General features: G+C 56.4%; 23 protein-coding genes. 11 read left to right on the top strand and 12 right to left on the bottom strand.

Features of this window, described 5'->3' with window-relative positions:
- Nucleotides 1-131: 131 nt before the first annotated feature.
- Nucleotides 132-1997 carry a PAS domain-containing sensor histidine kinase gene (locus tag VH564_RS14570; protein ID WP_423340574.1) on the top strand — a complete coding sequence of 622 codons (1866 nt, stop codon included), beginning with the start codon at nt 132-134 and terminating at the stop codon, nt 1995-1997.
- Entirely contained in the window at nt 1987-2607 is a 621-nt protein-coding gene (locus tag VH564_RS14575) for a response regulator transcription factor (protein ID WP_423340575.1), read from the top strand. Before VH564_RS14570 ends, VH564_RS14575 begins: the two co-directional genes overlap by 11 nt.
- 263 nt (nt 2608-2870) lie before the next feature.
- Here the strand turns inward: VH564_RS14575 and VH564_RS14580 are convergent, their stop codons facing one another.
- From VH564_RS14580 to VH564_RS14600, 5 genes are all read right to left on the bottom strand, one after another.
- On the bottom strand, nt 2871-4067 hold the full coding sequence (locus VH564_RS14580) for a helix-turn-helix domain-containing protein (RefSeq protein WP_423340576.1): 1197 nt from the start codon (nt 4065-4067) through the stop codon (nt 2871-2873).
- An 8-nt stretch (nt 4068-4075) separates the two neighbouring features.
- Nucleotides 4076-4801, bottom strand: a complete 726-nt coding sequence (locus tag VH564_RS14585; RefSeq protein WP_423340842.1) for a hypothetical protein — start codon at nt 4799-4801, stop codon at nt 4076-4078.
- A 490-nt stretch (nt 4802-5291) separates the two neighbouring features.
- Complete coding sequence (locus VH564_RS14590) at nt 5292-6059, bottom strand: hypothetical protein (protein ID WP_423340577.1); 768 nt, start codon at nt 6057-6059, stop codon at nt 5292-5294.
- Between the two features lie 363 nt (nt 6060-6422).
- Nucleotides 6423-7019, bottom strand: a complete 597-nt coding sequence (locus VH564_RS14595; RefSeq protein WP_080867987.1) for an alpha/beta hydrolase — start codon at nt 7017-7019, stop codon at nt 6423-6425.
- Between the two features lie 158 nt (nt 7020-7177).
- Nucleotides 7178-7627 (bottom strand): DUF2383 domain-containing protein, encoded by a 450-nt coding sequence (locus tag VH564_RS14600; protein WP_423340578.1) that lies wholly within the window; start codon nt 7625-7627, stop codon nt 7178-7180.
- Nucleotides 7628-7752: 125 nt separating this feature from the next.
- On the opposite strand from VH564_RS14600, the gene VH564_RS14605 reads away from it, so the two are divergent.
- The 3 genes from VH564_RS14605 to VH564_RS14615 all read left to right on the top strand — a co-directional run bounded on the left by VH564_RS14605 (nt 7753) and on the right by VH564_RS14615 (nt 9525).
- Complete coding sequence (locus VH564_RS14605; protein WP_080867988.1) at nt 7753-8268, top strand: metallophosphoesterase family protein; 516 nt, start codon at nt 7753-7755, stop codon at nt 8266-8268.
- Nucleotides 8269-8532: 264 nt separating this feature from the next.
- On the top strand, nt 8533-9003 hold the full coding sequence (locus VH564_RS14610) for an Hsp20 family protein (RefSeq protein WP_423340579.1): 471 nt from the start codon (nt 8533-8535) through the stop codon (nt 9001-9003).
- Nucleotides 9004-9228: 225 nt separating this feature from the next.
- Nucleotides 9229-9525, top strand: a complete 297-nt coding sequence (locus VH564_RS14615; RefSeq protein WP_080867992.1) for a DUF982 domain-containing protein — start codon at nt 9229-9231, stop codon at nt 9523-9525.
- A 41-nt stretch (nt 9526-9566) separates the two neighbouring features.
- On the opposite strand, the gene VH564_RS14620 is transcribed toward VH564_RS14615, so the two are convergent.
- Nucleotides 9567-10064 carry a GXWXG domain-containing protein gene (locus VH564_RS14620; protein WP_423340825.1) on the bottom strand — a complete coding sequence of 166 codons (498 nt, stop codon included), beginning with the start codon at nt 10062-10064 and terminating at the stop codon, nt 9567-9569.
- 172 nt (nt 10065-10236) lie between these two features.
- Here VH564_RS14620 and tnpA point away from each other — a divergent pair, with 172 nt between their 5' ends.
- From tnpA to tnpC, 3 genes are all read left to right on the top strand, one after another.
- Nucleotides 10237-10662: an IS66-like element accessory protein TnpA gene (gene tnpA / locus VH564_RS14625; protein WP_423340580.1), complete on the top strand. Its 426-nt coding sequence runs from the start codon at nt 10237-10239 to the stop codon at nt 10660-10662.
- Entirely contained in the window at nt 10659-11012 is a 354-nt protein-coding gene (gene tnpB, locus VH564_RS14630; RefSeq protein ID WP_423340581.1) for an IS66 family insertion sequence element accessory protein TnpB, read from the top strand. Before tnpA ends, tnpB begins: the two co-directional genes overlap by 4 nt.
- 69 nt (nt 11013-11081) lie before the next feature.
- Nucleotides 11082-12656 (top strand): IS66 family transposase, encoded by a 1575-nt coding sequence (gene tnpC / locus VH564_RS14635; protein ID WP_423340582.1) that lies wholly within the window; start codon nt 11082-11084, stop codon nt 12654-12656.
- A gap of 130 nt (nt 12657-12786) precedes the next feature.
- Here tnpC and VH564_RS14640 read toward each other — a convergent pair whose 3' ends face one another.
- Nucleotides 12787-13854 carry an aldo/keto reductase gene (locus tag VH564_RS14640; protein ID WP_423340583.1) on the bottom strand — a complete coding sequence of 356 codons (1068 nt, stop codon included), beginning with the start codon at nt 13852-13854 and terminating at the stop codon, nt 12787-12789.
- A gap of 104 nt (nt 13855-13958) precedes the next feature.
- Between VH564_RS14640 and VH564_RS14645 the strand changes: the two genes are divergently transcribed.
- A complete protein-coding gene (locus VH564_RS14645) occupies nt 13959-14870 on the top strand; it encodes an AraC family transcriptional regulator (protein ID WP_423340584.1) in 912 nt (303 codons plus the stop codon).
- A gap of 467 nt (nt 14871-15337) precedes the next feature.
- Nucleotides 15338-15559: a helix-turn-helix transcriptional regulator gene (locus tag VH564_RS14650; RefSeq protein WP_423340585.1), complete on the top strand. Its 222-nt coding sequence runs from the start codon at nt 15338-15340 to the stop codon at nt 15557-15559.
- 80 nt (nt 15560-15639) lie between these two features.
- Here the strand turns inward: VH564_RS14650 and VH564_RS14655 are convergent, their stop codons facing one another.
- Nucleotides 15640-16608, bottom strand: a complete 969-nt coding sequence (locus VH564_RS14655; protein WP_423340586.1) for a hypothetical protein — start codon at nt 16606-16608, stop codon at nt 15640-15642.
- A gap of 5 nt (nt 16609-16613) precedes the next feature.
- Nucleotides 16614-17915 (bottom strand): tyrosine-type recombinase/integrase, encoded by a 1302-nt coding sequence (locus tag VH564_RS14660; RefSeq protein ID WP_423340587.1) that lies wholly within the window; start codon nt 17913-17915, stop codon nt 16614-16616.
- A gap of 701 nt (nt 17916-18616) precedes the next feature.
- Here VH564_RS14660 and VH564_RS14665 point away from each other — a divergent pair.
- Complete coding sequence (locus tag VH564_RS14665) at nt 18617-19294, top strand: permease (RefSeq protein WP_423340588.1); 678 nt, start codon at nt 18617-18619, stop codon at nt 19292-19294.
- Between the two features lie 415 nt (nt 19295-19709).
- Here VH564_RS14665 and VH564_RS14670 read toward each other — a convergent pair whose 3' ends face one another.
- The 3 genes from VH564_RS14670 to VH564_RS14680 form a co-directional block, all read right to left on the bottom strand.
- Nucleotides 19710-20252 carry a PAS domain-containing protein gene (locus VH564_RS14670; protein ID WP_423340589.1) on the bottom strand — a complete coding sequence of 181 codons (543 nt, stop codon included), beginning with the start codon at nt 20250-20252 and terminating at the stop codon, nt 19710-19712.
- Nucleotides 20253-20434: 182 nt separating this feature from the next.
- Nucleotides 20435-21322, bottom strand: coding sequence for a cation diffusion facilitator family transporter (locus tag VH564_RS14675; protein ID WP_423340590.1), 888 nt, complete (start codon nt 21320-21322; stop codon nt 20435-20437).
- Nucleotides 21323-21652: 330 nt separating this feature from the next.
- A complete protein-coding gene (locus VH564_RS14680; RefSeq protein ID WP_423340591.1) occupies nt 21653-22324 on the bottom strand; it encodes a cysteine hydrolase family protein in 672 nt (223 codons plus the stop codon).
- Nucleotides 22325-22449: the final 125 nt, after the last annotated feature.

The following is a 22449-nucleotide window of genomic DNA, read 5'->3' on the forward strand; positions in this document are numbered from 1 at the left end:
AATAGACCTTGGTCTATAAATCTCAGCTAACCTAAAATCGCAAAACAGCGTATTTTTAGCCGCGCAACAGCGTTACAAGCAGCCGGGGAGCAGACTTGGAACACCCAATACACACTGACGCGATCATAGACATGATCCCGGCAATGGCTTGGTCGACAACATCCGATGGAATGCTGGATTTCGCCAATCAGCATTTCCTCGAATACGTCGGCCTGTCGCTTACTGACATTGCCGGCGAGAATTTTTACCGCCTCTTCCACCCCGACGATCTCGAGCATCTCGCCGCTGCGTGGTGGAACATCATGACTTCCAAGACTGCCAAGGAAGTCGAGGGGCGGATCAAGCGTGCAGACGGTGTGTTCCGGTGGTGCAGTCTTCGGCAAAAGCCGCGGTACGATCCGGAAGGAACCGTCGTCAGATGGTACGGCGTGGTCCTCGATATCGAGGACCGTAGGCAAGCAGAGGATGCGCTCAAGGAAACGAAGGCCGCGCTTGCAGCGAGCGAGCAAAATCTTCGGCTCATTATCGACTCGCTTCCAGTTCTCGTCTGGTCGGCGCGGCCAGATGGCAGCGCGGACTTCGTCAACAAAAGCTGGCTTGATTATGCCGGGCTACCGGCTGAGCGAATTCTAGATTGGGGCTTTTTGGACCTATACCACCCCGAAGACATCCCTGAGATGGTCGAGATCTGGAAGAGAGACCTTGAGAGTTCAGACCACACGCAGCTGAAGGGTCGCATTCTCGGCGCGGATGGCCGGTATCGATGGTTCTACTTCTCTGGTCGAAAGCTGGAGGATGCCAACGGCATCGTACGCTGGTTCGGTGTGAACATCGACATTGAAGATCTGCAATGCGCCGAGAACGCCTTGCGCGCGAGCGAGACGGCACTCAGAGAGAGCGAACACAAGCTATCCCTGATCATCAACACGATCCCTGCCATGGCTTGGTCATGCACCCCCGACGGGCGGCTTGAGTATTGGAATAAAAACCTTATCGATTTCGTCGGCCTTCCATTCGAAGAAATTGTCGATTTCGGCTTCTATCGGATGTTTCACCCTGATGACGTTGAGCGCATGCGAGCGAGTTGGGAGGAAGTCGTTGCCACCAAACGGCCTAATCCGGTTGACGCTCGCATCAGAAGGTTCGATGGCGAGTACAGGTGGTTCAACCTACGGCAAAACCCGTTGTTGGATGCGGATGGGAACGTCGTTCGGTGGTATGGCGTCGTCGTCGATATAGAGGATCGCAAGCGAGCCGAAGAGTCGCTTCGCCAGAGCCAAAGCGATCTGGCGCACGTTACCCGCCTGACCACGATCGGCGAACTAGCCGTCTCCATAGCCCACGAGATAAATCAGCCGCTCATGGCGATAGTAACCAACGCCGGGACCTGCCTTCGGTGGCTGCAAGAGGGGCAGATGGATCTCGAACAGGCACGCCTCGCCGCGGATCGCGTAGTGCATGACGGCCATCGCGCCGGGGAGATTGTCTCCAGCATACGCTCAATGGCTCAGAGAGCTCCGGTACGGATGGAGAGGACCGACTTCAATAGCGCGCTTCGTGACGTGCTTTTTCTTCTGCGTGCAGAACTGCAATCGCGAGGTTTGGAGGTCGTCACGAATCTTTCGCCACACCCTCTCTATGTCCTGGGGGATCGCACGCAGTTGCAGCAGGTTCTTCTCAACCTGATAATTAATAGCGCTGAAGCGACACATCATGGCGCAGAAGCCACCATCAGGATCCATTGTACGCAACGCCAAGAGGGCGAAGTCGAAGTCAACGTTTCTGACACGGGGCAAGGCATAGCACCCGACCAGATCGACCGGGTATTCGAGGCATTCTACACCACCAAGTCTGACGGAATAGGAATGGGCCTTTCCATATGCCGCTCCATCGTCGAGGCGCATGGAGGGCGTATCTGGGCCAAGAGCACTTATCCTACCGGAGCGTCATTCAACTTCACGCTTTCCACCTACGAGGACACCGCCGTTGATCGATGACAGGAAGAACAGGCGCCCAACGGTGATCGTCATCGATGACGATCAAAGCGTCCGCGAAGCGCTTAAGGGGCTGTTCGAATCCGTAGGACTAATTGCTGAAACACATGGCTCTGTCAGAGAGTTCATGGCCGCAGACGATTCCGAAAAAGCCGGCTGCATAGTTCTCGACATCCGCCTTCCCGGCCAAAGCGGACTTGAGTTCCAAGAAGCGCTGGCGCAGAGCGATCTTCCTCGATCTGTCATCCTGATAAGCGCTCACGTCGATGTGGCGATGGCAGTGCGGGCAATGAAGGCTGGTGCCATCGACGTACTGACGAAACCAGTCCGTGAACAGGATCTGCTGGAAGCCGTAAACCGCGCAATTGCCAATGATGCAGCGCGCCGAGAGGAAAGAACCTCGAAGACCGCCGCCCAGTTGAGATATACATCGCTTACCGAACGTGAACGCCAGATCCTGACTCTGGTCGTCGCCGGCAAGCTAAACAAGCAGATTGCCGCTGAGCTACAACTCGCGGAGCCCACCGTGAAACTTCATAGGGGTCACATGATGCGGAAGATGAAGGCGACGTCGGTCGCTGATTTGGTCAAGATCATTGGTGGCCTATTTTAGCCCACTGACTTAGCCGTATATCCGAGAGGTGTGGCGAGGTGCTCTCCGCCCTGAGCGATCTTGGCTGGAACTCCAAGGTCTTGAACGGATCCGAACCAGCGCCACCTGTCGTAAGCGGAAATTATTTCCGCCTAATTGTCATCCATATATTCCGACGCCTTGAACGGATACGAACAGTCGACACGGTGGGATATGTCGTCCGTTCAACAATGATTTCCGGTATTTAACAAACGGCTGGAGATGGCCGGAGCCAAATGGCGCTATCACTCGCCGTTTCGTTTGATCGGAATTACTTCTCCTCTAGCCCCTCCGAGGTTGTCACGCGTCGTCAAGACGGGCTTAAGCTCCACGACTCTCGCAGCCTGCAAGCTTAGCCATCCGGATGGCAGACCTGTGAGACTTTCAACGTCGTGCGGAAACAGCGGTAGATCTTCGCGCAAATCCTCTTTTGTGACTTGTCCCGCATCGACCAATGCCTTGAACACGTCCGCGAGCAATGTCGGTTCCTGCATCGGCCAAATGTCGTCAAACGGTTCCCGCCTGGAGTAGCCCTTCGCGCTGTAGATTTTGTAGAGGCGAGTTGCGGAGCTTTTGTCCAGAATCTGAAGCCGCTGCAGACGCATAATTTGCGCCTTGATCGAGACTTTCCAACGCGCCTTCAGTCGCTCCAGCTCCCAAATAGCAGCGGTGTCGATTTCAACACTGAACTGGCTTGCCGGGAGCAAGAACGCGGACGCAAAGCGGTGAGCCTGATCTTCAATTGCTTTGAAGTTCTCGACGAATTCCTCTTCGGTCACAGCTCGGTGCAGCACCAGGTGGGCTAGTTCATGAGCAGCATCAAATTGGCGTCGGGAAAAAGACTGTTTATCGCTGGCGAGCAAGACGTATGGGCGACCGTCCGATCCCCAACGGCTCAGGCCATCCAGCTGATCGGTTTCCATTGGTTCGCTGGCGACTACGATGCCAATCCGCTCCAGCAGCTCGACCATGTTAAGAATAGGGCGAAGACCCAGGCCCCAATGCTCTCTTGCTGCTTGAGCGTATGCCTCGATGTCCTCATCGCGGAGATTGCGAAAATTTCGACCCTGCAGGAGATCGGGAACATTTACCTCGGGAAGGTGGGCGTAATGTTCAGCGACCGCTGTAACATCTTCGAGCCATGCCAACCTGACTTGCTGTGACAAGCGATCGCCGCGCAAGGCGCCGGCGAAGGAGCGAAAAAACGACAGGCCACTTCCTTCACGGCGCGGCGTCAGGAAGAACTCCTCTGGCAAGCGAAGGACGGAAGCCAGTTCTGTTAAGGCAGCGGGTTCTGGTGCGGTTTCGCCCTCTTCCCAACGGATAACTGTGCTTGCAGCGCGTTGCATCAGATCGGCCAGCGCCTTGCGGGAAGTTATTCCTCTCGCTTGCCTCGCTTCAGCCAATCTCGCGCCAACAAAACTTTGCACTCCACTACGCACGGTCGTTCCTAATCTTCATTGCCTTTCTTCTCATCCGCGGGGCCGTCCTTTTTGGAGGCCTTGAATGACTTCTTCACCTGTTTAAGGGAGAAGGCCTTAACCGCCGGTTGAGCTTGCGATCCGTAACCAGCCAGGAAGTCCTTGATATCAGCCTGAAACAAGAACGATTGCGATCGTGCGTCTGCAACACAGACCGTGATTGACGCAATCTTTCCAAGAGCGTGCGCATCACGACGGACCATAATGACGACAAAACGTTCTCGGTCGGTAAACATCTCCGGCGGATGAAACAGGTCGTATGACAGTCCTCGGTTTTGATTGCACAATGCAGATCGGGTCGCATTCTTGATCGGCAGATCATCCACTTCCCGATGGGATGCAAAACCGATCATTGTGTGTCCGAAGCGGCCAGTGGTGAGATAAACTGGCGCGTCTTTGATTTCATCTGGGCTCTGTTCGATCGGAACCGACTTGACGAATTCTGCACCGTGCCGGTTGAGCATCTGCTCGAACATCTCGTCGATAATTTGAAAGCGGACGAGACCAGTTGCGCGGCTTGCGCGCCGTCTTGAGAGTGCCACTCCATGGGCGACTGCCGCCTGTGACCCGCTTACCGCAGCCTCGGCCTGCTGGGCGGCCAACCCAAATTGGTGTTCAATCTCGACGAGTAGATCGCGGGGTACGTCCCGACGGATCGCAGATTCAAATTCAAAACGTCGCTCATCACTAATCATTGGGACCCCACGGGAATCATCGAGTTTTGCATTAACAGGATTTTTGGCATATTTTTTTGCACTTTGCAACGCAAACTGACGGTGACTATAGGGATACCCACCCAAACCCGTGATGGCGTGTTGAAAAGTGTTGGAAAGGCGGCCTCTTTGCGTACCTGAGCACGAAGCTTGAGCCGCTTTGGAACAAACATGTAACGGGAGGCGGCGGCGCCAACTGCCTATTCTGAATATCGTGGATCTCTGGTCGAGACAGGCCTTTTGAGCATTGCCGGTCCGCAACGCCTTGCCGTCCCTTGGAAACAGAAGATGTTGGCTTGCGCGGGAAGCCTCGCATCAGGAAATAGTGGTAAGTCATGGCGATGATATTGGGGAAATCCATGGAATCACTTCAAACGGAGATTGCTCTTTTTCTTGCTGAAAAGGCGATGCGGCAAACGCGTGCGACCTACCAGCAGGTACCCCCGGCGAAAACGCTCCGCAGGCCTTCTGCCTACGCGGCGTCGCTCATAGCGACCCGCCCCAGTTCCGCCGATAGCCATGGATCCACCGATAGATCCTGTCGGATCAGCCCATGGCTCCAGCGGTTGCGGGATCGTGGAGCATGCCAGGGCGGACAATCGACAATCGGGTACCAGCATATGCCAACGACATTGGCCCCGTGGAACCTGGCTATGTCGACCTGCTCGCTGACATGCCGCAACCAGGTGCCTTTGTTCAGCTCGGGATAACGGCGGTGATGGACGGGGTGACCATCATGCCAGCTGGTTTCCGACACCATGATCGGCTTGCGGTAGCGGCGCCAGGTCGCCATCAACACCTTCACCAGCGACGTCCGCGCCGTATGAGGATAGTAGTTCACCCCGACAACATCGACATGAACCGCCGAGACGATCGCGTCGGTCGCTTCGAACTGACGGTCGCCCACACCGGTAATCGGATCGTTTGTCAGGATGCCGACATCGGGATGATGATCGCGAGCCACGCGGGCCATGGTGACCGCCATGTCGACGGCCTCGTGCCGCGGCATGCCTGCAATCGACGGGTAGAGCGATGGCTCATTCACAGGACAAAGCCATAGTCTGCCCGGGCCATTCACGGTCAATGCCGCCTCGGCAGCAATCCTGGCGCAGCGAACCGGATCCTGGTTGCGATGGTAATGCGACAGATCCCAGATGGCCTCGACACCGGCCCGTCTAGCAGTGGCAAGACGCTCGACAACGTGGTGACCAGGCACGAGCCCGTCGCGCACGGTCGTCATCCGATGTTCACGAGCGATCCGGTAATGATCGAGCATGCGGGATTGTGCGGTGTGTCGGGTCGTGACGAGCAGGTCATGGCGGCCGCCGTGAACCAGACCACACTCGAACCCGGCAATGATTGAGCTTTGAAAGAGCGGTTTGGCTTGAAAAGGAAGGGATTGCTGCAGTGACGTATTACCTTGCGTGACCTCATTATCCGAGGTGGGAGTGATCAGGACTTCAACATAACTTCACCGCCCAAACAAGCAGACGGCAATTCAAAGACACGATGTGACGTTGATTTAATGAGGTTAAAGTTCATAAAACCGCTCTCCGTGTTGCGCCCAACCGCATTCGAGGAAGAGAGACGTCAGCATTGCGGGCTACAAAAGCGTCCGGCGGAGAAATTGAAGCGCCTTGTTCGCGCCGCTGAGTGAAATGGTGTGGCCGACCCTTGGCTCAATATCGATTTCAACCTGAAAACCGGCCACCTTCAACTCTCCGGCTGCGACAGTCGAGGCCATCGACGGGATGGTCCGGTCGTCGGCTCCATGAATGAGGAGCACCGGGGTCCGATTGCCAGACCGGGAAATCGTCGTTGGCGGCAGCAAACCGGAGAAGGCCACAAGCGCTCCAACTTTCCAGCGACCGGATGCGACTGCGTCAAGCGCTACGATTGCACCTTGCGACACGCCGACGAAGGCGATGCTGCCGTTCTTTCCATCGAAACCTTCGCGCCGAATAACGTCGCCAATCGTTGCGTCGAAGGCGCCACGAGCTTCCTGAATACGCGCGGAGTCGAGTTGCATACCATCGACTTTAAACCATTGATGGCCACCGTAGCCGTTTTTCAGCGGTGCATCCGGCGTCACGAATGTCGCCCCAGGGAAATGGCCGCGCCATGAATCGGCAATTGGCTTCATCTGTGCGCCCGAGGCGCCGATACCGTGAAGGCAAATAATGAGGTGGGATGCTGCCATATGCTTCCGATCCAGTGGCTGACAAGGAAAGGGCGCTCAATCGCGTGCGGGAGCGCCCTCGTTATCCCGTCCAACAGCAACGCGACAATCGATCGCTGCAAGCTGTGGTATGTTCGGGAATGATCCTTAAATGAGGATCCTCGCCGGGAACCTCCAGATCACATTGCCTTGGCCGTCGTTTCCATCCAGGCACGATGCCGAAGCTCATCTTCATGGGCCTTCATGAAGAATGCCTTTGACTGGGGGATGGCATCTTCGTGGCGCGATGCCCGCTCGTAAGCGGTGACGGTATCATCTTCGTTCGTCTTCATGGCTTTCAGGATCGCCGAGTCGCCCATGAGGTCTGCCAGCGCGATCTTGCCTGTGGTCAACATCTGTTTCATGTCGCCTTCGGTCGGCGCTTCGATGCCAAGCTCGCGGGCCATCTCGTTGAGCACGATGACATGCTGTAGATGGTCCTGCTTGAACTCGGCAAGTTTCGCACTGAAGGTCTTGTCGTCAAGCCTCTCGATGCAGGAGTCGTAAGCGGCGATTGCATCGTGCTCGAGATAGATGAGGTCTTTAACGAGTTTTTCGATATTGCCTTCGTTGCCAACCATGGTGACCATTTCGACTTCTCCAATTGTTGCGGGACCTCGAAAACGTCAGCAGGCGCACGTTGTTCCCCGAACGGGTGCAGCATGCAAAATTTCTATCGCCTTGCATCATGACTAGCTGAACCTATTTTGGCCGCATGATCTTCTTCACGAGTGACACCCATTTCGCCGATCCCAGGGTCCTGAGGATCGACCGACGTCCGTTCCCTAATATGGCGGAGCACGATGCCGCTCTCATCGAAACCTGGAATGCCGTGGTCGGTGACGACGACGATGTCTGGCACCTCGGCGACTTCATGTCAGTCAAGGGCGGCGACTGCGACGAGCTTTTGGGCAAGCTCCATGGTCGTAAACATCTGATCGTCGGGAATAACGATCCGGAGACGACGACGTCAGCCAGCCACTGGACATCGGTTCAGCATTATCGCGAGCTAGAAGTTAACGGCTTGCATCTCATTCTCTGCCATTACGCGTTTCGAACGTGGAATAAGATGGGTAGGAAATCCATCAATTTGCATGGGCATTCGCACGGCAAACTCAAGCCGCTTCCACGCCAGTTCGATGTCGGGGTCGATGCGCAGCGGCTAAGGCCCGTCACGTTGGCGCAAATTATCAGCAAGCAGGGCCGGGCTCAGGCGTCCGTGCCGCACTAACCTTGAGACGGCAAGGTGGATTTGTCGTCATTGAACTTGATCGATCGATCCTTCTCAAAATTACGAGCATCCAACCGCTCCCGCCTCGGTATATGGCTGACCTCCGGGCGCCGCGAAAGGACCTCGAAAAAAATTCGGCGGAAATCTTGAAACCCTTTTTCGCCGAAATTAGATCATTTTCGTCAGCCGCCGATAGGGGCTGGCAGAACCGGGGGCGCGAGTTTCCGCGTCTCCATTCCATCTCGCTTTACGGAGGATTTGGTTATGAGAAACGATCTTGATTTTGCACCGCTCTATCGCTCCAGCGTCGGCTTCGACCGCATCTTCAATCTCTTGAACAACGCGCAGCGCCTGCAGGCGATCGACACCTGGCCGCCTTACGACATCGTCAAGACCAGCGACGACGACTACCGCATCGAAATGGCGGTGGCAGGGTTCGGTGACTCCGATCTCGACATCGTCCAAGAACGCAACGTACTGGTTATTAAAGGTCAGAAGGCCGAAGTGAAGGACGGCGAATATCTCCATCGCGGTATTGCCGGGCGTTCGTTCGAGCGCCGGTTTGAACTGGCCGACCATGTGAAGGTGGAAGATGCCTCCTTGGTCAACGGTCTCCTGAGCATCGCTTTGAAACGCGAAATCCCGGAAGCCATGAAGCCGCGCAAGATCGCGATCGGCACGGCTAGCGAACAGGCTGCCCCACTGCAGATCGAAGCGGAACGTCAGGTCGCGTAAGGCATCCGCGATGAAAAAGCGTGTATCGAAAAACTTCGTCGTGGAAATCAGGAAGCGACGCGTCCGGAAAGCAACGGACGCAACGGAGACCCTGATAATGCGTGCTTTCGAGAGATTTAAGTCGCAGCCGTCGTTGAATGCCAGAACATGATCCAAGCGGGGAGCGTTCCAGCGCTCCCCGCTTCATCCAATCACACGATCGGGGAAGACGGAAAGGAGCAGCCCATGAAACCCGATATGTTCGAGGAGCCCGTCACGATCCTCTTGGGTCTCGGTATCCCGACCGAGGTCAACTCGGTCATGCATGCCTACCAGATCCTGATGGATTGGCGAACTGCCGCAGATCATTCGCGCGAGTTGGCGCTCAAAGCGTGCAAGGCCGCGATCAACGGTGAAATCGACGCCCAGACGGCCCGGGCGGTTTTTGTCGCGTTCGCCGAGCGGCACGATCTGCTCGCGCCGGAAATCGGCAGTTTGGTCGCCCACAGCAGCAAGCGCAACAGCGACCCGCATATTCGATAAGCAACTAGCTTGATGCGGCAGGCCGGGCCTGCCGCATAGGTTCACACCTCTTCAACGCGCTCGAGCTCGAAGAAATAGACGCGCTCGTCGCCTTCGATCACCATGGCTCCCATGAGGCGATCATCGTCGACCTTGCGAAAATGATCGACGATGGACTGGGTGTCATAGGCCATCGCAGCACTTGTCACCCCCTGGAACGGCACGGCTTTCAATGACGCTACAGGACCTTTGGCTCTCAGACGGCGCAGCAAATAGGAAAACAGATTGCTCGCGGCTCGGGTCCTGCCGATCTTGTGGAAACGGAGTGCAAGACGGAGCGGAATCCAGGCCGGTTCGATAGCGACGAGGCGTTTCTCCCCTCCGCGGAACAACAGCGCATCGGCACGCATCTGAGCCGAGAACCGTTTGCCAAACCAGCCGAGGTTTTCGAGCACGCCGTCCAGAGGGTGGCCGGACGGAATACCCCGGCCCTTCCAAAGTCCGATCATCTCGTGCGGATCCACCGGCGGGAGCTTTTGAAACCTTTCCATTTGATTCATCGCCTGTTCCCGCTCGACAATGTTGCTGGTCAAACCTGATCTCCCTGCCGCCGTTGCTCCGCGCGCCGTTTCGATCTGGCCTTCTGCCGTGCAACCCGCAGCTCGTCCAGATCCGGCACCCACCAACCGTAACCGGTGTTCCTCCCCCACATTGCTCGGTGCCGCTTAATTTGTGATTGACTTTCTATGGATGAAGAACGGGAGTTTCTCCATGGAGACCTCATTGGAGTTTCTCACAACCAGAAAGCTTGGACGTGAGGCTCACCGACATTGGCCGGACGAGGTCAAGGCTAAGATTGTTTCGGAAAGCTTGAGGGCTGGCACGACGGTCAATGAAGTTGCACAGCGTTACGGATTGCGAGCCAACAGCCTTTCCACCTGGCGGACGATGGCGCGGCAGGGCAAGCTGATCCTGCCAGAGCCGGAGGATGCGGTAGAGTTCGCGGCGGTGATCGTCGATCCGCCAATTTCGGAATCGTCGCCAAAGGCGGTTGGCCGCGCCGAGATCGTGGTGGGTCCGGTCACGATCCGTCTTGAGGAAGGTGCGTCGGCCGCCCGGATCGCCGCCATTGCGCGTGCCTTGGCGGCGTCGACATGATCTTTCCATCGAACCGGGTGCGGATCATGGTGGCAACCAAGCCCGTGGACTTCCGGAAAGGTCATAACGGATTGGCGGCGCTGGTAAAGAACGAGCTGCACAAGGACCCGTTCACGGGAACAGTCTTTGTGTTCCGGTCTCGTAAGGCAGATCGACTGAAGCTGATCTACTGGGATGGCTCTGGTATCGTCCTGGCCTACAAGCAGTTGGAAGAGCACACCTTTACCTGGCCCGGCATCAAGGACGGACTGATGACGCTGACCCACGCCCAGTTCGAAGCCCTATTTGCTGGCCTCGATTGGCGGCGGGTTCATGCCATCCAGACGAGGACGCCGGAGGCCATCGAATAGCTGCGGCACGATGACTCAGGACTGTAAAATCCATAAGCAAATCGGCGCGGTATTTGGTAGGTTCTGGCCATGCTTGATACCGCCGACCTTCCTGATGATGTTGCTTCCCTGAAGGCGATGCTGATCGCGGCGCAGGCACGCGAGGCGGGCAAAGACGCCCAGATCGCCCGCAAGGATGAGCGGATCGAACGGCTGGAGAAGCTAGTCTCGGCCTTCAAGCAGGCCGCGTTTGGGCGCAAGTCCGAGAAGACCGATCCCGACCAGTTCGATCTGGCTCTGGAAGACCTGGAGACGGCCATGGCCGCGATCCATGCCGAGGATGAAGCGGACGTTCCTGTCGGGAACAGGATCGCCAAGCCACGCGCGATCAATCGCGGTTCCCTTCCAAAGCATCTTCCCCGTGTCGAAGAGATCATCGAGCCGGAAAGCTTGGTCTGTGCTTGCGGCTGTTGCCTGCATTGTATCGGCGAAGATGTCTCCGAGCGATTGGACATCGTCCCGGCGCAGTTCCGCGTCATCGTCACGCGACGCCCTAAATATGCGTGCCGTGCCTGCACCGATGGCGTCGTTCAGGCCCCGGCTCCAGCGCGGCTGATCCAGGCGGGACTGCCGACGGAAGCGACGGTGGCGCATGTGCTGGTTTCCAAATACGCGGATCACCTTCCGCTTTATCGACAGGCCCAGATCATTGGCCGCCAGGGCATCGATCTCGACCGCTCTACGCTTGCCGACTGGGTCGGTCGGGCAGCCTATGAACTGCGCCCCGTCTTCGATGCCCTGATTGCGGATCTGAAGCGCTCGACCAAGCTGTTCATGGACGAGACCCGTGCGCCGGTGCTCGATCCCGGCTCGCGCAAAACCAAGACCGGATACTTCTGGGCGCTGGCGCGGGATGATCGACCGTGGGGCGGCGGCGCTCCACCGGGCGTGGCCTTCACCTATTCGCCTGGTCGAGGCGGCATTAATGCCGAACGGATATTGCAGGGCTTCTCCGGTATCCTGCAGGTCGATGGCTATGCCGGATACAACAGGCTGATCGGACCAGACAGGATTGGCCCGGACATTCGGCTTGCATATTGTTGGGCACATGCGCGTCGCAAGCTGGTGGAGATCACCCGCAACGGCTCAGCACCCATTGCCGAGGACGGCGTCAAACGGATCGGTGAACTGTATCGAATTGAGGCCGAACTGCGTGGCCTCGGTCCAAAGGCTCGCCTTGCGGGGCGACAGGAACGGTCAGCGCCATTGGTGTGCGACATGCAGGCTTGGCTCCTCCATCACCGCGCCCGTGTTGCGGCCAAATCCCCAATCGGCGAGGCTCTGGCGTACATCGCCAAATATTGGGATGGCCTGAGGCTCTTCCTGACCGACGGGCGCGTCGAGATTGACAACAATGCCGTCGAGCGAACCATCCGGCCGATTGCTCTTAATCGCAAAAATGCACTTTTTGCTGGCCACGACACAGGAGCCGAGAACTGGGCGACCATGGCGTCGCTGATTGAGACCTGCAAACTGAATGCCGTCGATCCGCTTACCTACCTGACCAGCACGCTCACCGCCATCGTCAACGGTCATAAGCAGAGTCGGATCAATGAGCTGCTGCCATGGAATTATTTCACCGCACAAAGCATTTGTAGCCGGTGACAACAGTATCTGACGCTACAAAGGCTACGGCAACTATGCACCGAATAGCGGATGGCCGCCGTAGCCCTCAACTACTTCACCCTCTTAAAGTCTCAGTATCTCAACGGGGTGCGTCTCTTGCAGAGAAGCACTAGCTCGGACGCTCACCTAGCGACCAAGTTGCTCCTTCAAACTCGTAACCCTGAGGTACGCGTCCTTTGGCATTGTAGCTTTGAATCCAACCGGGATAGCGGGCGGGGGAGCGGCTCACTTCGTCAAGATGCTTCAGATCATCGTCCGTTAATGCGATATCGAAGGCCTTGAGATTATCTGCCAACTGTTCCGGTTGTTTTATGCCAACTATGACGCTGGTGACAAATGGGCGTGCAAGCAGCCATGCCAACGCAATTTGAGCGGCGCTTGCTTCGTGTTTCTCGGCAACACGTTTGAGAACATCAATGATGTCGAACACCTTAGTGTCATCGACCGGAGGAAACTGAATCTTGGCTCGGCGCGAAGAAGGGTCCATAGCGCCTTGGCGATCAAATTTCCCAGACAATAGCCCGCCAGCAAGCGGGCTCCAGCACAGCAATCCCACATTCGAGTCGGTGATTGCGGGGACGAGTTCATCCTCGATATCGCGACCCGCCAGCGAGTAGAAGGACTGTACCGAAACGAAAGACGCGAGTTTATCCCGGTTCGATAGGCCGAGCGCCTTCATCAATTGCCAAGCGGCCAAATTTGAGCAGCCGATGTAGCGCACCTTTCCTTGGCGCACCGCATCATCCAGCGCTCTTAACGCTTCTTCTGCTGGTGTGAACGGATCAAAATTGTGTATCTGATAGAGGTCGATATGATCGGTCTGAAGCCGAGTCAGGCTCTGCTCCAGCGAATTCATCAGATGGAGCCGAGATTGGCCAACTTGATTGGGCCCTTGGCCTGCACGCCCGCTAAATTTGGTGGCGAGAACCACATCGTGACGTCGATGCTTCAATGCCTGGCCAAGTAGTGTTTCCGAGCCTCCGCCGCCATAGACGTCTGCGGTGTCAACGAAGTTAATTCCTGCGTCGAGGGCTTGGCCGACGATAGCGTCCGTCTCTGATTGTCCCAGTCTACCGATGGCGTTGCCTGCTGGGTTGTCTGCCCCACCAAACGTCATAGCACCTAAACAGAAGCGTGACACGAAGACACCCGTATTACCAAGTTTAGCGTAAAGCATCTTAATACTCCCATTGTTTCCATGGTAGGGTATGGCCTCCCGTAACGACCTCCGCTATAAGCTAAACCCCATATAATCTTTTTGAGCGTTCAGATTTGGACCCTTTGTCTGATATTCTAAGGCTTCTGCGGATCGATAGCGTCCTGTCGTCTCGCCTGGAGACGCGAGGGCCGCACGCGATCCGTTATCCCACCTATCGGCACATGAAGTTTGGCACCGTCATCGAAGGAAGTCGGTGGGTCTGGGTCGATGAAGGAAAGCCCATTCGGCTGGAGGCTGGGGACTTTTACCTTTTGACCAATGGTAAGTCTTACTGCGTTGCGTCCGATCCCAGCCTTCAGCCTATGGATGGAGCTTCGATTTTCAATGAACACATCGGTTCAGACGGTATCGTTCGCTATGGGAATGCTGGCGAACTCACGATAGCAGCGGCGGGAAGGTTCTCTTTTTCAGATGATCGAGTGGCAGGTCTGTTGAGCTTTCTGCCGCCGATTGTTCACATCGCGAAGGGAAGTCTTGGGAGTGAACAGCTTGAAGCATTGCTGCCATTGTTAAGTTTCGAAAGCAACGGACACGGTGCTCCTGGGACTTTCATCGCGGCGTCCAGCCTTGCCAATCTCGTTCTGGTCCACATCATCCGTGCTTACATATCCAAGGGAGACTTTGTTCAAGGATGGCTCGCGGCCATGACAGATCCCAAGATCGCAGCGTCTCTATCGTTGATGCATGGCGATGTAAGCCGACGCTGGACTGTCGATCTTCTTGCGCAAGCGGTGGGAATGTCGCGGACGGCCTTTTCGCTGAAGTTCAAGGAACGTGTCGGGAGAGCGCCGCTCGACTATCTGACGCATTGGCGCATGATGGTGGCTGCCGCATCTTTGAAACGGGAACGTCATTCTATCGTGGATGTCGCATATTCAGTTGGCTACAGCTCTGACACAGCTTTCAGTATCGCGTTCAAAAGAACGTTCGGCATCAACCCTTCCAGTTTCCGTTTGCAACACCTTGACCTTTAAAGAATACGTTTTGCAGCATTGGGGCCGCTTCCGACCTATAGGACCGAATACGGAACTCTCTCGCCAGGGTGTGACTGGCACATCGGTTACGGTTTGAAAAATTTTCCTGTGGATAACTTTTGCCGTCAGAGAATTTGAGACAGCAGTCGCTCGAAGATTTAGGTTTCGTCTGTGCGATCCATATTGCAAGAACCCAGCGACTTGCAACAAACAGACCGTTTTTTCGACCGATCATGCGAATTGCTTTACGTCACAAGAACTAGTTTGGCTCCCTTGGACTAGGCATCAGCTAATGATCGGCTTCTTCGTGCGATCGTACGAAAAATATGACCGTTGTTAGTTCAACCTACATCTATGCCTTGGCTTGGCTATGATTAGTGATCGCCGAATGCAAGCCTCCTCTCAACTTGGCGACGGACGAGGTTTCGCGCAGCTCTGCGGCAACATCGACTTGGAAGGAGCGGGCAGTGCTGAATGCAAACGGTATCTACACCCTTAGACAAGTGTGCGAGCTGACCTCGTTGTCCAAGTCGACAATCTTCCGGCTTCGAAAAGACGGGAAATTCGTGGCCGCCGTTCGTCTGACGAACGGTCGCATCGGCTTCCCGATTGCCGAGATTCATCGTTGGTTGGCAGCGCGTCCTGCGGAACAGCCAGAACGACGAGCCCGAAACCGGGACGGCCAATGATACCAATCCGAAACCGAAACGCTGGATGCGGACGGGCCGGACGAGCAATAGAGGTTGCGGCCAGTGTCACGAACTTCGCGTCAGTCGCCAAAATAGCGTCCGGCCCTTTCCAAACGCAGCGAAAGATCCAGGGCTCCACTCTCCAGTGATAGGATGACCCTATCTATCTCGCTGTCTAGTTGCGCAATCTCTCTTTCTTCCCAGCGCTGCATCCAAGGCAGATCGTAGAATGGGCTGTATGCAACGAGCCTGAGTTTTCCTGTAGGCATATTTTTTTCTGTTTTCCACGTGTGTCCGACATGTTTGTCTGCGTGGTATTCGGTTTCGGGAACATATCGGTTGTCGCCGACGTAGCGCACCTGCACCGATTTTAGAATTTCTTCCAGTGTTAGACCGATAGGCACGCCGTGGACATAGGCGACCGTGGGGCGTAACGGAGACCATGGAACCCTTTTGCCGTGCCACGGTCCGCTCAGTTCTTCTGGGTGGATCTGCGCGCGGATTAGCAGTTCGAACCCCTCGGCTATCGTCATCCGGTAGCCCCTCGCTTCCAGTTCGTTGTAGAGCAGACTGGCAAATGCTAGCGCTCGGTCGACACTCTTTCGCGACATCAGAATGTCGGGAAGGAGCTTCTTCTCTGGCCGTAGATATCCATCCGTGGCGGAACTTGCATTACGGAAGTGCTGCGTAGCTTCGCGGATCATCTTGTGGGTTTTCCGGTGCGGCGCTGCGATCGGCTGAGGTCTGGGATACACGCTGATCCGCTGAGGCAATGGCTGAGGAGACCTATTACCTTTCGACCAGACTTTCGGCGATCCGGGACTGTCGGCGGGGAGTGGCGGCTGCGGGGGCCGGCCACCAGTGGTAAGCCTTCTCCAATAGCCGCGCGGAGGGGCTGGCACGTCCAGCCAGCGGCAGAGAGTTGTCAGATACCTTGAGGAGATTTCAAGCTGCTTGGCCGCGTGGTAGGCGGGCGCTGACCACACCATCTCGTAGAGTTGCTGGCGTGTCACGGTGATGGATGCGGAAGTGGTCTGGATCTTTTTCATGGCGCTCAGTCCTGAAAGAAATCTATTGCAGTTCCATCGATCACGGCCATCAGCCTGCTGCAGAAAAGGTCGAGCGCCTTTCGCATCTGCGGTAGGTAGCGATGGAGATCGTACACTCCCTCGATACCCTTTTTGCTATGACCGATCACGGCCTCGGACACTTCATTTCTGACGCCCAGGTTGCTGAGGCTGGACCGGACCAGTTTCCTCGTGTCGTGTAGTCGGATCAGACGGACCTTGTCTTCCGGAGCGATTTCGTTCAGCGCCACAGCCATCTTGGCGCGCAGGGCGGTGACGGCTTTTCCAAAGCTGTTGATGGGCTTCTGGCCGTTGGTCGTGCTGAAGATAAAATCCCCATGGCTGGGGTGCTGGTTTGCGCGGAGCTCCTCCAGCAACTGCATCATCTCCTTGGTAAGGGGCACTTTATGCTCGGGGAGTTCTTCCCCGTTCTTGACCATTTCCTCGGGCACGGTCCAAACTCGGTCCTTCAAGTCGAACTGCGACCACCTAGCATTTGCCAGGGCTGTTCTTCGAACAGCGCCCGTCAGCACGAGGGCCTTGTAAAAGCGACCGTAAGGGTAGGGCGTATGTTCGGCCGCCGTCCAGTAGGCCCTTAGCTCGTTGGTCGTTGGAAGCACCTTTCTTTTCTTGGCGTGGAGATTTAGCTGAATCGGCTTGACGTCTCGCAAGGGATTGACGTCCAGCCCGTATTGATGCCGACGGAGAGGGGAAATGGCCCACAGATAGAATGTCTTCATCAGGGAAAATGTCTGGAGCGCTTGCACCGGATGGCCGTCAGCCTTGATCGCCACAATGAGATCGCTGATGTCTTCATCCGTCACGTCCGCGATTGGCTTGTCTAGCCAAGGGTTTCGAGCCGGATCCATGACGTCGTGCCGAAGCGTGGCGGCATCCTTCAGAGCGTGACGGTTGAACTTTCTCGTCGGCAGATATTCGATATAGTCCTCCATCACTGAACGGAAGGTGCTCCTCCTCGAAAGGGTGTGCTCCCTCGTCAGGCGGGCGGCTTCCGCCTTCGGATCGATCCCTCTCACTATCTGCGAGGTCCACTCCGCTGCAACCTGTCGCGCCGCGTCAAGGGACATGGCGGGAAAATCGCCGATCGTTTTTCGGGTCGGGCTTTTCGATCCTGGAAAGCGAACGACGAACACGAAAACCTTCTTCTTTTTTCCGACGCGGACGCAAAGATGTTTCGTGAGCGGGTCAGGATGGTCGTAGCGTTCGCCAGAGCGTTTTGGCTTGAGCGCGGCAATGTCTTCCTCAGTAAGCGCGCGTACACGGGTCATGTTTGGGCTCCTTTTCCGGGCTACGTCGTGGGCAACAACAGCCGCAAAAAGGTGGTTCCGGCTATCACGCTAAACAAAACGCTGAAAACCGGAAAAAGTCAACGAATTCAATGGTTCAATACCAACTGAACCCACCTGACCGCACCTGACATCATGTGACCAGACTGCTTCTAAGCAGGTGGTCGCAGGTTCGAATCCTGCAGGGGTCGCCACTGCTTTTTCAAGTATCTGAATCTACTAGCCAATTTAACTAATCCTCTCGTTGGATTCCTGTTGAGGGGCTAGCGTGTAATGGTTCGCCATCGCATCGCTCTTCCAGGCGAACCGAGCTTTGAGCTTGCCATTGCTGTTGCCGCTTTCGGCCAGCAGCTGAGCCAACGTCTTTCGGAGCTCATGGGCCCCGACCATCGACGTTCGCCTCGCCATAGACCGTCCCGAACCAGTTGCTGAATGATGCCGCGCTCTTCTACGGTCTCCCAGTTGTCACGGCACCTCTCGCTCCTGGCGTCCCCGGCGTGCCAACTTCCTCGCCCGAACGGGCCGGCGAGAGAATTATTCGTTGAAACGACGGCTTGAAATGATTGACTGTTCTGGAAGCGTCCCAAGTTGAATATCGCTGTGTGACGAGCGATGAGTGGCAAGCTAAGGTGCCGCCTCTATGGTAGCCGTGCGGAAGGTCAGGATCGAAAGGGAGGCGATGAATGGACTTCATGAAACTGCTGAAATCAGTTGAGGAACTCCTTTACGAGGTTGTATCCTGGCTCGTGTTCTACCCAATCACACTATGGAGTTCCATCGTAAGCCCACTTCGGATGATGCAGTATGCCGATGATGAGTTGGCGGATCCTGCCGAAGATCAGTACAGTGATACACTCTCCCCGCCGTTGTTCCTGCTCCTCACGCTTTTACTCGCGCAAGTCATCTCCAGCGCTATGCCGTCTATATATACGGATGCCACTCTCCCTCCACTTTTGGCACCGACCGCTAATCTATTGCTGGCGCGTGGGGTGATCTTTGGCGTGCTTCCCTTGGTGATGGCGGTCACGCTGGTGAGAGGGAAGTCGATAAAGCTCACAAGAGACGCCCTTCGACCACCGTTTTACAGCCAGTGTTATGTCGCCACGGTATTTGTGTTCGTGGCGGGCATTGGCCTGGACCTGCTCCTTATTCCCCATTTGGCGGGTTTGACATCGGGAATTGTCGTCATCGCTTTATCGACGATCTGGTACGGCGCAGCTGAGGTTCGCTGGTTTAAATTAGATCTTGGAATGAGCACAGCGTCTGGGATAGCACTGTTCGTGCGAAAGTTCTTAACCGCGATCATCGTGATTTTCGCGGTCGCGTTCGTCATCGGCTGGTCGTTGAAAAACTGGAAATAACGAACCGCCATAAAAAAGCTGCTGGTTTCACACGGGTGGCAAGTCCATGCCGTTGTTAACCGAGCTTCGCCCCTCGCCAGAAGCTGACAGTAAGACCGAGGCGATGACGGCCGATAGCGCCTCATCATGAAACATATTGCTCTCCGACAATATGCCGAACAACATCCTCGCCTGCTTCACCCCGCATGACGAGCAGCGCAACCGCCGCTCAACGTCTGTCACCAATGCGTGTTGAAGGCAGGCGACTCATGTAATTCATCTCTGTATTCAATTTTGCATTTTTACTGTTAGTTACTTGTAGTGGTGATGAAAATGCAAATGTCGGCGAATTACAGGGATAAACCCACAAAGCGAAAATAATTCCGCCAGCTTGTTTTTTTGACCACAGAGTCAATCGGTCTTCTATCTTGAAATACTAATGCCTCGTCACCGACTTTGCCAGGCGCTCGCCGGGTTGGGCTTGGCTCAGGCGTGCCACTGCCTCCTCGAGCAGTTCGCTGACGGATCCGTTTCGGGCACTTTTGGCATAGCTCTGGGCGGTGCGGCAAAGCATCAGCAGGGGATCTGCCGGGCTTTCGGGTCCGGGGCTCGCCATGGCGAAGATCATGCCGACATAGTGCGAGGGCATCCCGGTATTGTCGCGGAAGCATTGGCCATAGGCCATCACATGGGTGGTTTCGCCGTTGGGGTCGATGACGCGATAGTTCTGGTGGTAGGGCGCGCCCGTGACGATGGCATCATGAATGGCCTTGGCAACAGCGCCGCGATCGGCCGCGTGAATCTTCTCGATGAACCGCTCGATCGGCAGGCCCTCTCTGACAAGGCCGGCCGGCAGATCGAAGATGGATGCCATGCCGGCATTCGCCATGACCGTATTGGTGATGAGATTCCAGCAATAGGATCCGGTCTCACCGGTAGCAACCATCGCAACGGATGGCTCGAAGTAAAGCCTGCTCATTCCGCCCCCAAATTGTAGCCCAGAGGAATCACACTCCGAGTTCAATTTAGGTTCATCTTCGAAAGATATTCAAGATGTAAGAAAGTTCTAATCTGTGGAATTGCAGATAATCGCCGAGCGGCACCTTCCGATGAGCTCTTCGGCTTTGGCGCCCCGTGCGCCGACCCGAGCTATCCTGCCCCTCAGATCACAACGATACCGGTGTGCTTGGCCTTCTCTTCCGGCTCGACATGGATCGTTGTGATGGCACCGACGATTGCCTCTTTCAGGGCAGCCTCGATCTTGTCGCAGATGGCATGGGCGTCGCCGACAGTCATGGCGGTGGGGACGACGAGATGGAAGTCGATGAAGGTGACACGTCCGGCGTGGCGGGTGCGCAGGGCATGGGCTTCCAGCGCGTCTTTGGCATTGATGGAGATGACCTCGCGGATCACCGCCAGTTCTTCCGGCGGAGCCGTCTCGTCGAGGAGACCGCTGGCGCTTTCCCGGATCACCGCCCAGCCGCTCCAGAGCACGTGAAGCGCAACCAGCGCGGCAATGGCCGAATCCAGCTGGATGATGCCCGTGACGATGACCAGAACCACGCCGACCAGCACCCCGAGCGAAGTGACGACATCGGCCATCAGGTGCTTGCCGTCGGCGACCAGCGATGCCGAGCGATAGGCGCGGCCCTGCTGGATCAGCACATAACTCCAGCCGATGTTGAGCAAGGTGGCGCCCGTGCTCACCGCAAGCCCGAGCACCGGTGCGTCGATGGACTTCGGAGCGATGAAGCCGTGATAGGCCTCGTTCAGGATCGCCACGGCCGCGCCGACAATCATCGTTCCAACGATGACGGCCGATAGATACTCGGCCTTGTGATGTCCGTAAGGGTGCTGTTCGTCCGGCGGCACCGAAGCTGCCTTGATGGCGACGATGACGGCCACCGCCGTGACCACATTGATGATGCTCTCGAGCGCATCGGAGTACAGCGCCACGCTGCCGGTGATCCAATAGGCGGCATATTTGATCGCCAGCACCAAAATGCTGACGCAGAAGCTCCCAAGCGCGATTTTCAGTGACCGGTCCATGATTCCTATCCCGCTCGCGCCGGCGCAGATCGGCAAGATCGGCGCATGAAGAAGTGCGTGGGTGCTTTGCAAATACGACAATGGCCGCTTCGCGCGGCGCGCGAGCGGCATTCTGTCGTCCTGTCAGCAACCCCTGTGAGCGGAAATAAGAAAACCAGCGAACGCTGTCAAGCCGCTGATATGTAATTTATCTAGTAATAAGAATGACTTGCAGCTAGTTTATGCAAATGGGAATGAGTTGCATTAAAGAGCGCCATCGGCAGCGCGAGCCCCGCAGTTCGAAAGCAGGCTGCCAACGCCAGCAAGAGGCTGTCCTGGCCCTCAAGGTGGTTAGAACGAGATCATGTCGATCGTTGTCAACGTGGTCTTCGTCGATACCGCCGGCGCATGCGTCATATGCCAAGCAACATATTGTTCGGCATAGAGCTCCGTCGACGACATACCGTCGACCGGCAGGATGACGTTCATGCCCTTGAACGCTGCGTCGCTAGCGGTGTTCAGCACGGCGCCCTCCGATGCCGTGCCGGTAACGATGACGTTCTTGATACTCTTGGCAGTGAGCAACTTGTCGAGATCGGTGTTCATGAACTTGTTCGGCCCGGATTTGACGATGGCTTCCCCGTCTTTCGGGGCGAGGACCGTCGCGATGTCCTCGCGCGTACCACTACCGGCAAGACTGTAGACCACCAGCATGCCCTTGGCGCGCGCCTCTGTCAGGAGCTTTGCGACCTTGGGCAGGGACGCCAGACAGCGCGGCTTGGTCTTGCTGTTGCAGGGCCCCTTGCTTGGGTCCTGGGCACCGTTGAAATCGAGGAGCAGCAGCGCCGTGGTCGGCACATCGGCCTTGACCGGTTTCAGTTCCGGAGCGGCGGGCACCTTGATCTGCTGCCATTCGTCGATGATTGTCTGTGCTGCTGCCGGCGCTGCTGCCGTCCCCAGCGCCATTGTGGCGGCCATTGCCGCCAGAATCATCCCCTTGCCAACTGTGTTCAACGCGATCATGCAGCTTCTCCCCAATAAGCGATGCGCCGATACTGGCGAAGGATACCCGGAAAGTAATCTAAACTCCGCGTGATCCCTTTGTATTTTTACAGTTGCGCAACCCTGCGCGTTAGGAGAACGCTGGG

Source organism: Rhizobium sp. HT1-10 (assembly GCF_049472505.1).
Classification (GTDB): Bacteria; Pseudomonadota; Alphaproteobacteria; order Rhizobiales; family Rhizobiaceae; genus Rhizobium.

What these genes read in the sequence shown, in the direction of transcription:
- VH564_RS14675 (WP_423340590.1), bottom strand. Translation starts at nt 21,322, where the DNA reads ATGGACCGGTCACTGAAAATCGCGCTTGGGAGCTTCTGCGTCAGCATT.
- tnpB (WP_423340581.1), top strand. Translation starts at nt 10,659, where the DNA reads ATGATCTTTCCATCGAACCGGGTGCGGATCATGGTGGCAACCAAGCCC.
- tnpC (WP_423340582.1), top strand. Translation starts at nt 11,082, where the DNA reads ATGCTTGATACCGCCGACCTTCCTGATGATGTTGCTTCCCTGAAGGCG.
- VH564_RS14620 (WP_423340825.1), bottom strand. Translation starts at nt 10,064, where the DNA reads ATGAATCAAATGGAAAGGTTTCAAAAGCTCCCGCCGGTGGATCCGCAC.
- VH564_RS14640 (WP_423340583.1), bottom strand. Translation starts at nt 13,854, where the DNA reads ATGCTTTACGCTAAACTTGGTAATACGGGTGTCTTCGTGTCACGCTTC.
- VH564_RS14595 (WP_080867987.1), bottom strand. Translation starts at nt 7,019, where the DNA reads ATGGCAGCATCCCACCTCATTATTTGCCTTCACGGTATCGGCGCCTCG.
- VH564_RS14670 (WP_423340589.1), bottom strand. Translation starts at nt 20,252, where the DNA reads ATGAGCAGGCTTTACTTCGAGCCATCCGTTGCGATGGTTGCTACCGGT.
- VH564_RS14600 (WP_423340578.1), bottom strand. Translation starts at nt 7,627, where the DNA reads ATGGTCACCATGGTTGGCAACGAAGGCAATATCGAAAAACTCGTTAAA.
- VH564_RS14615 (WP_080867992.1), top strand. Translation starts at nt 9,229, where the DNA reads ATGAAACCCGATATGTTCGAGGAGCCCGTCACGATCCTCTTGGGTCTC.
- VH564_RS14585 (WP_423340842.1), bottom strand. Translation starts at nt 4,801, where the DNA reads ATGATTAGTGATGAGCGACGTTTTGAATTTGAATCTGCGATCCGTCGG.
- VH564_RS14655 (WP_423340586.1), bottom strand. Translation starts at nt 16,608, where the DNA reads ATGAAAAAGATCCAGACCACTTCCGCATCCATCACCGTGACACGCCAG.
- VH564_RS14680 (WP_423340591.1), bottom strand. Translation starts at nt 22,324, where the DNA reads ATGATCGCGTTGAACACAGTTGGCAAGGGGATGATTCTGGCGGCAATG.
- VH564_RS14660 (WP_423340587.1), bottom strand. Translation starts at nt 17,915, where the DNA reads ATGACCCGTGTACGCGCGCTTACTGAGGAAGACATTGCCGCGCTCAAG.
- VH564_RS14665 (WP_423340588.1), top strand. Translation starts at nt 18,617, where the DNA reads ATGGACTTCATGAAACTGCTGAAATCAGTTGAGGAACTCCTTTACGAG.
- VH564_RS14610 (WP_423340579.1), top strand. Translation starts at nt 8,533, where the DNA reads ATGAGAAACGATCTTGATTTTGCACCGCTCTATCGCTCCAGCGTCGGC.
- VH564_RS14590 (WP_423340577.1), bottom strand. Translation starts at nt 6,059, where the DNA reads ATGACGACCGTGCGCGACGGGCTCGTGCCTGGTCACCACGTTGTCGAG.
- VH564_RS14570 (WP_423340574.1), top strand. Translation starts at nt 132, where the DNA reads ATGATCCCGGCAATGGCTTGGTCGACAACATCCGATGGAATGCTGGAT.
- VH564_RS14605 (WP_080867988.1), top strand. Translation starts at nt 7,753, where the DNA reads ATGATCTTCTTCACGAGTGACACCCATTTCGCCGATCCCAGGGTCCTG.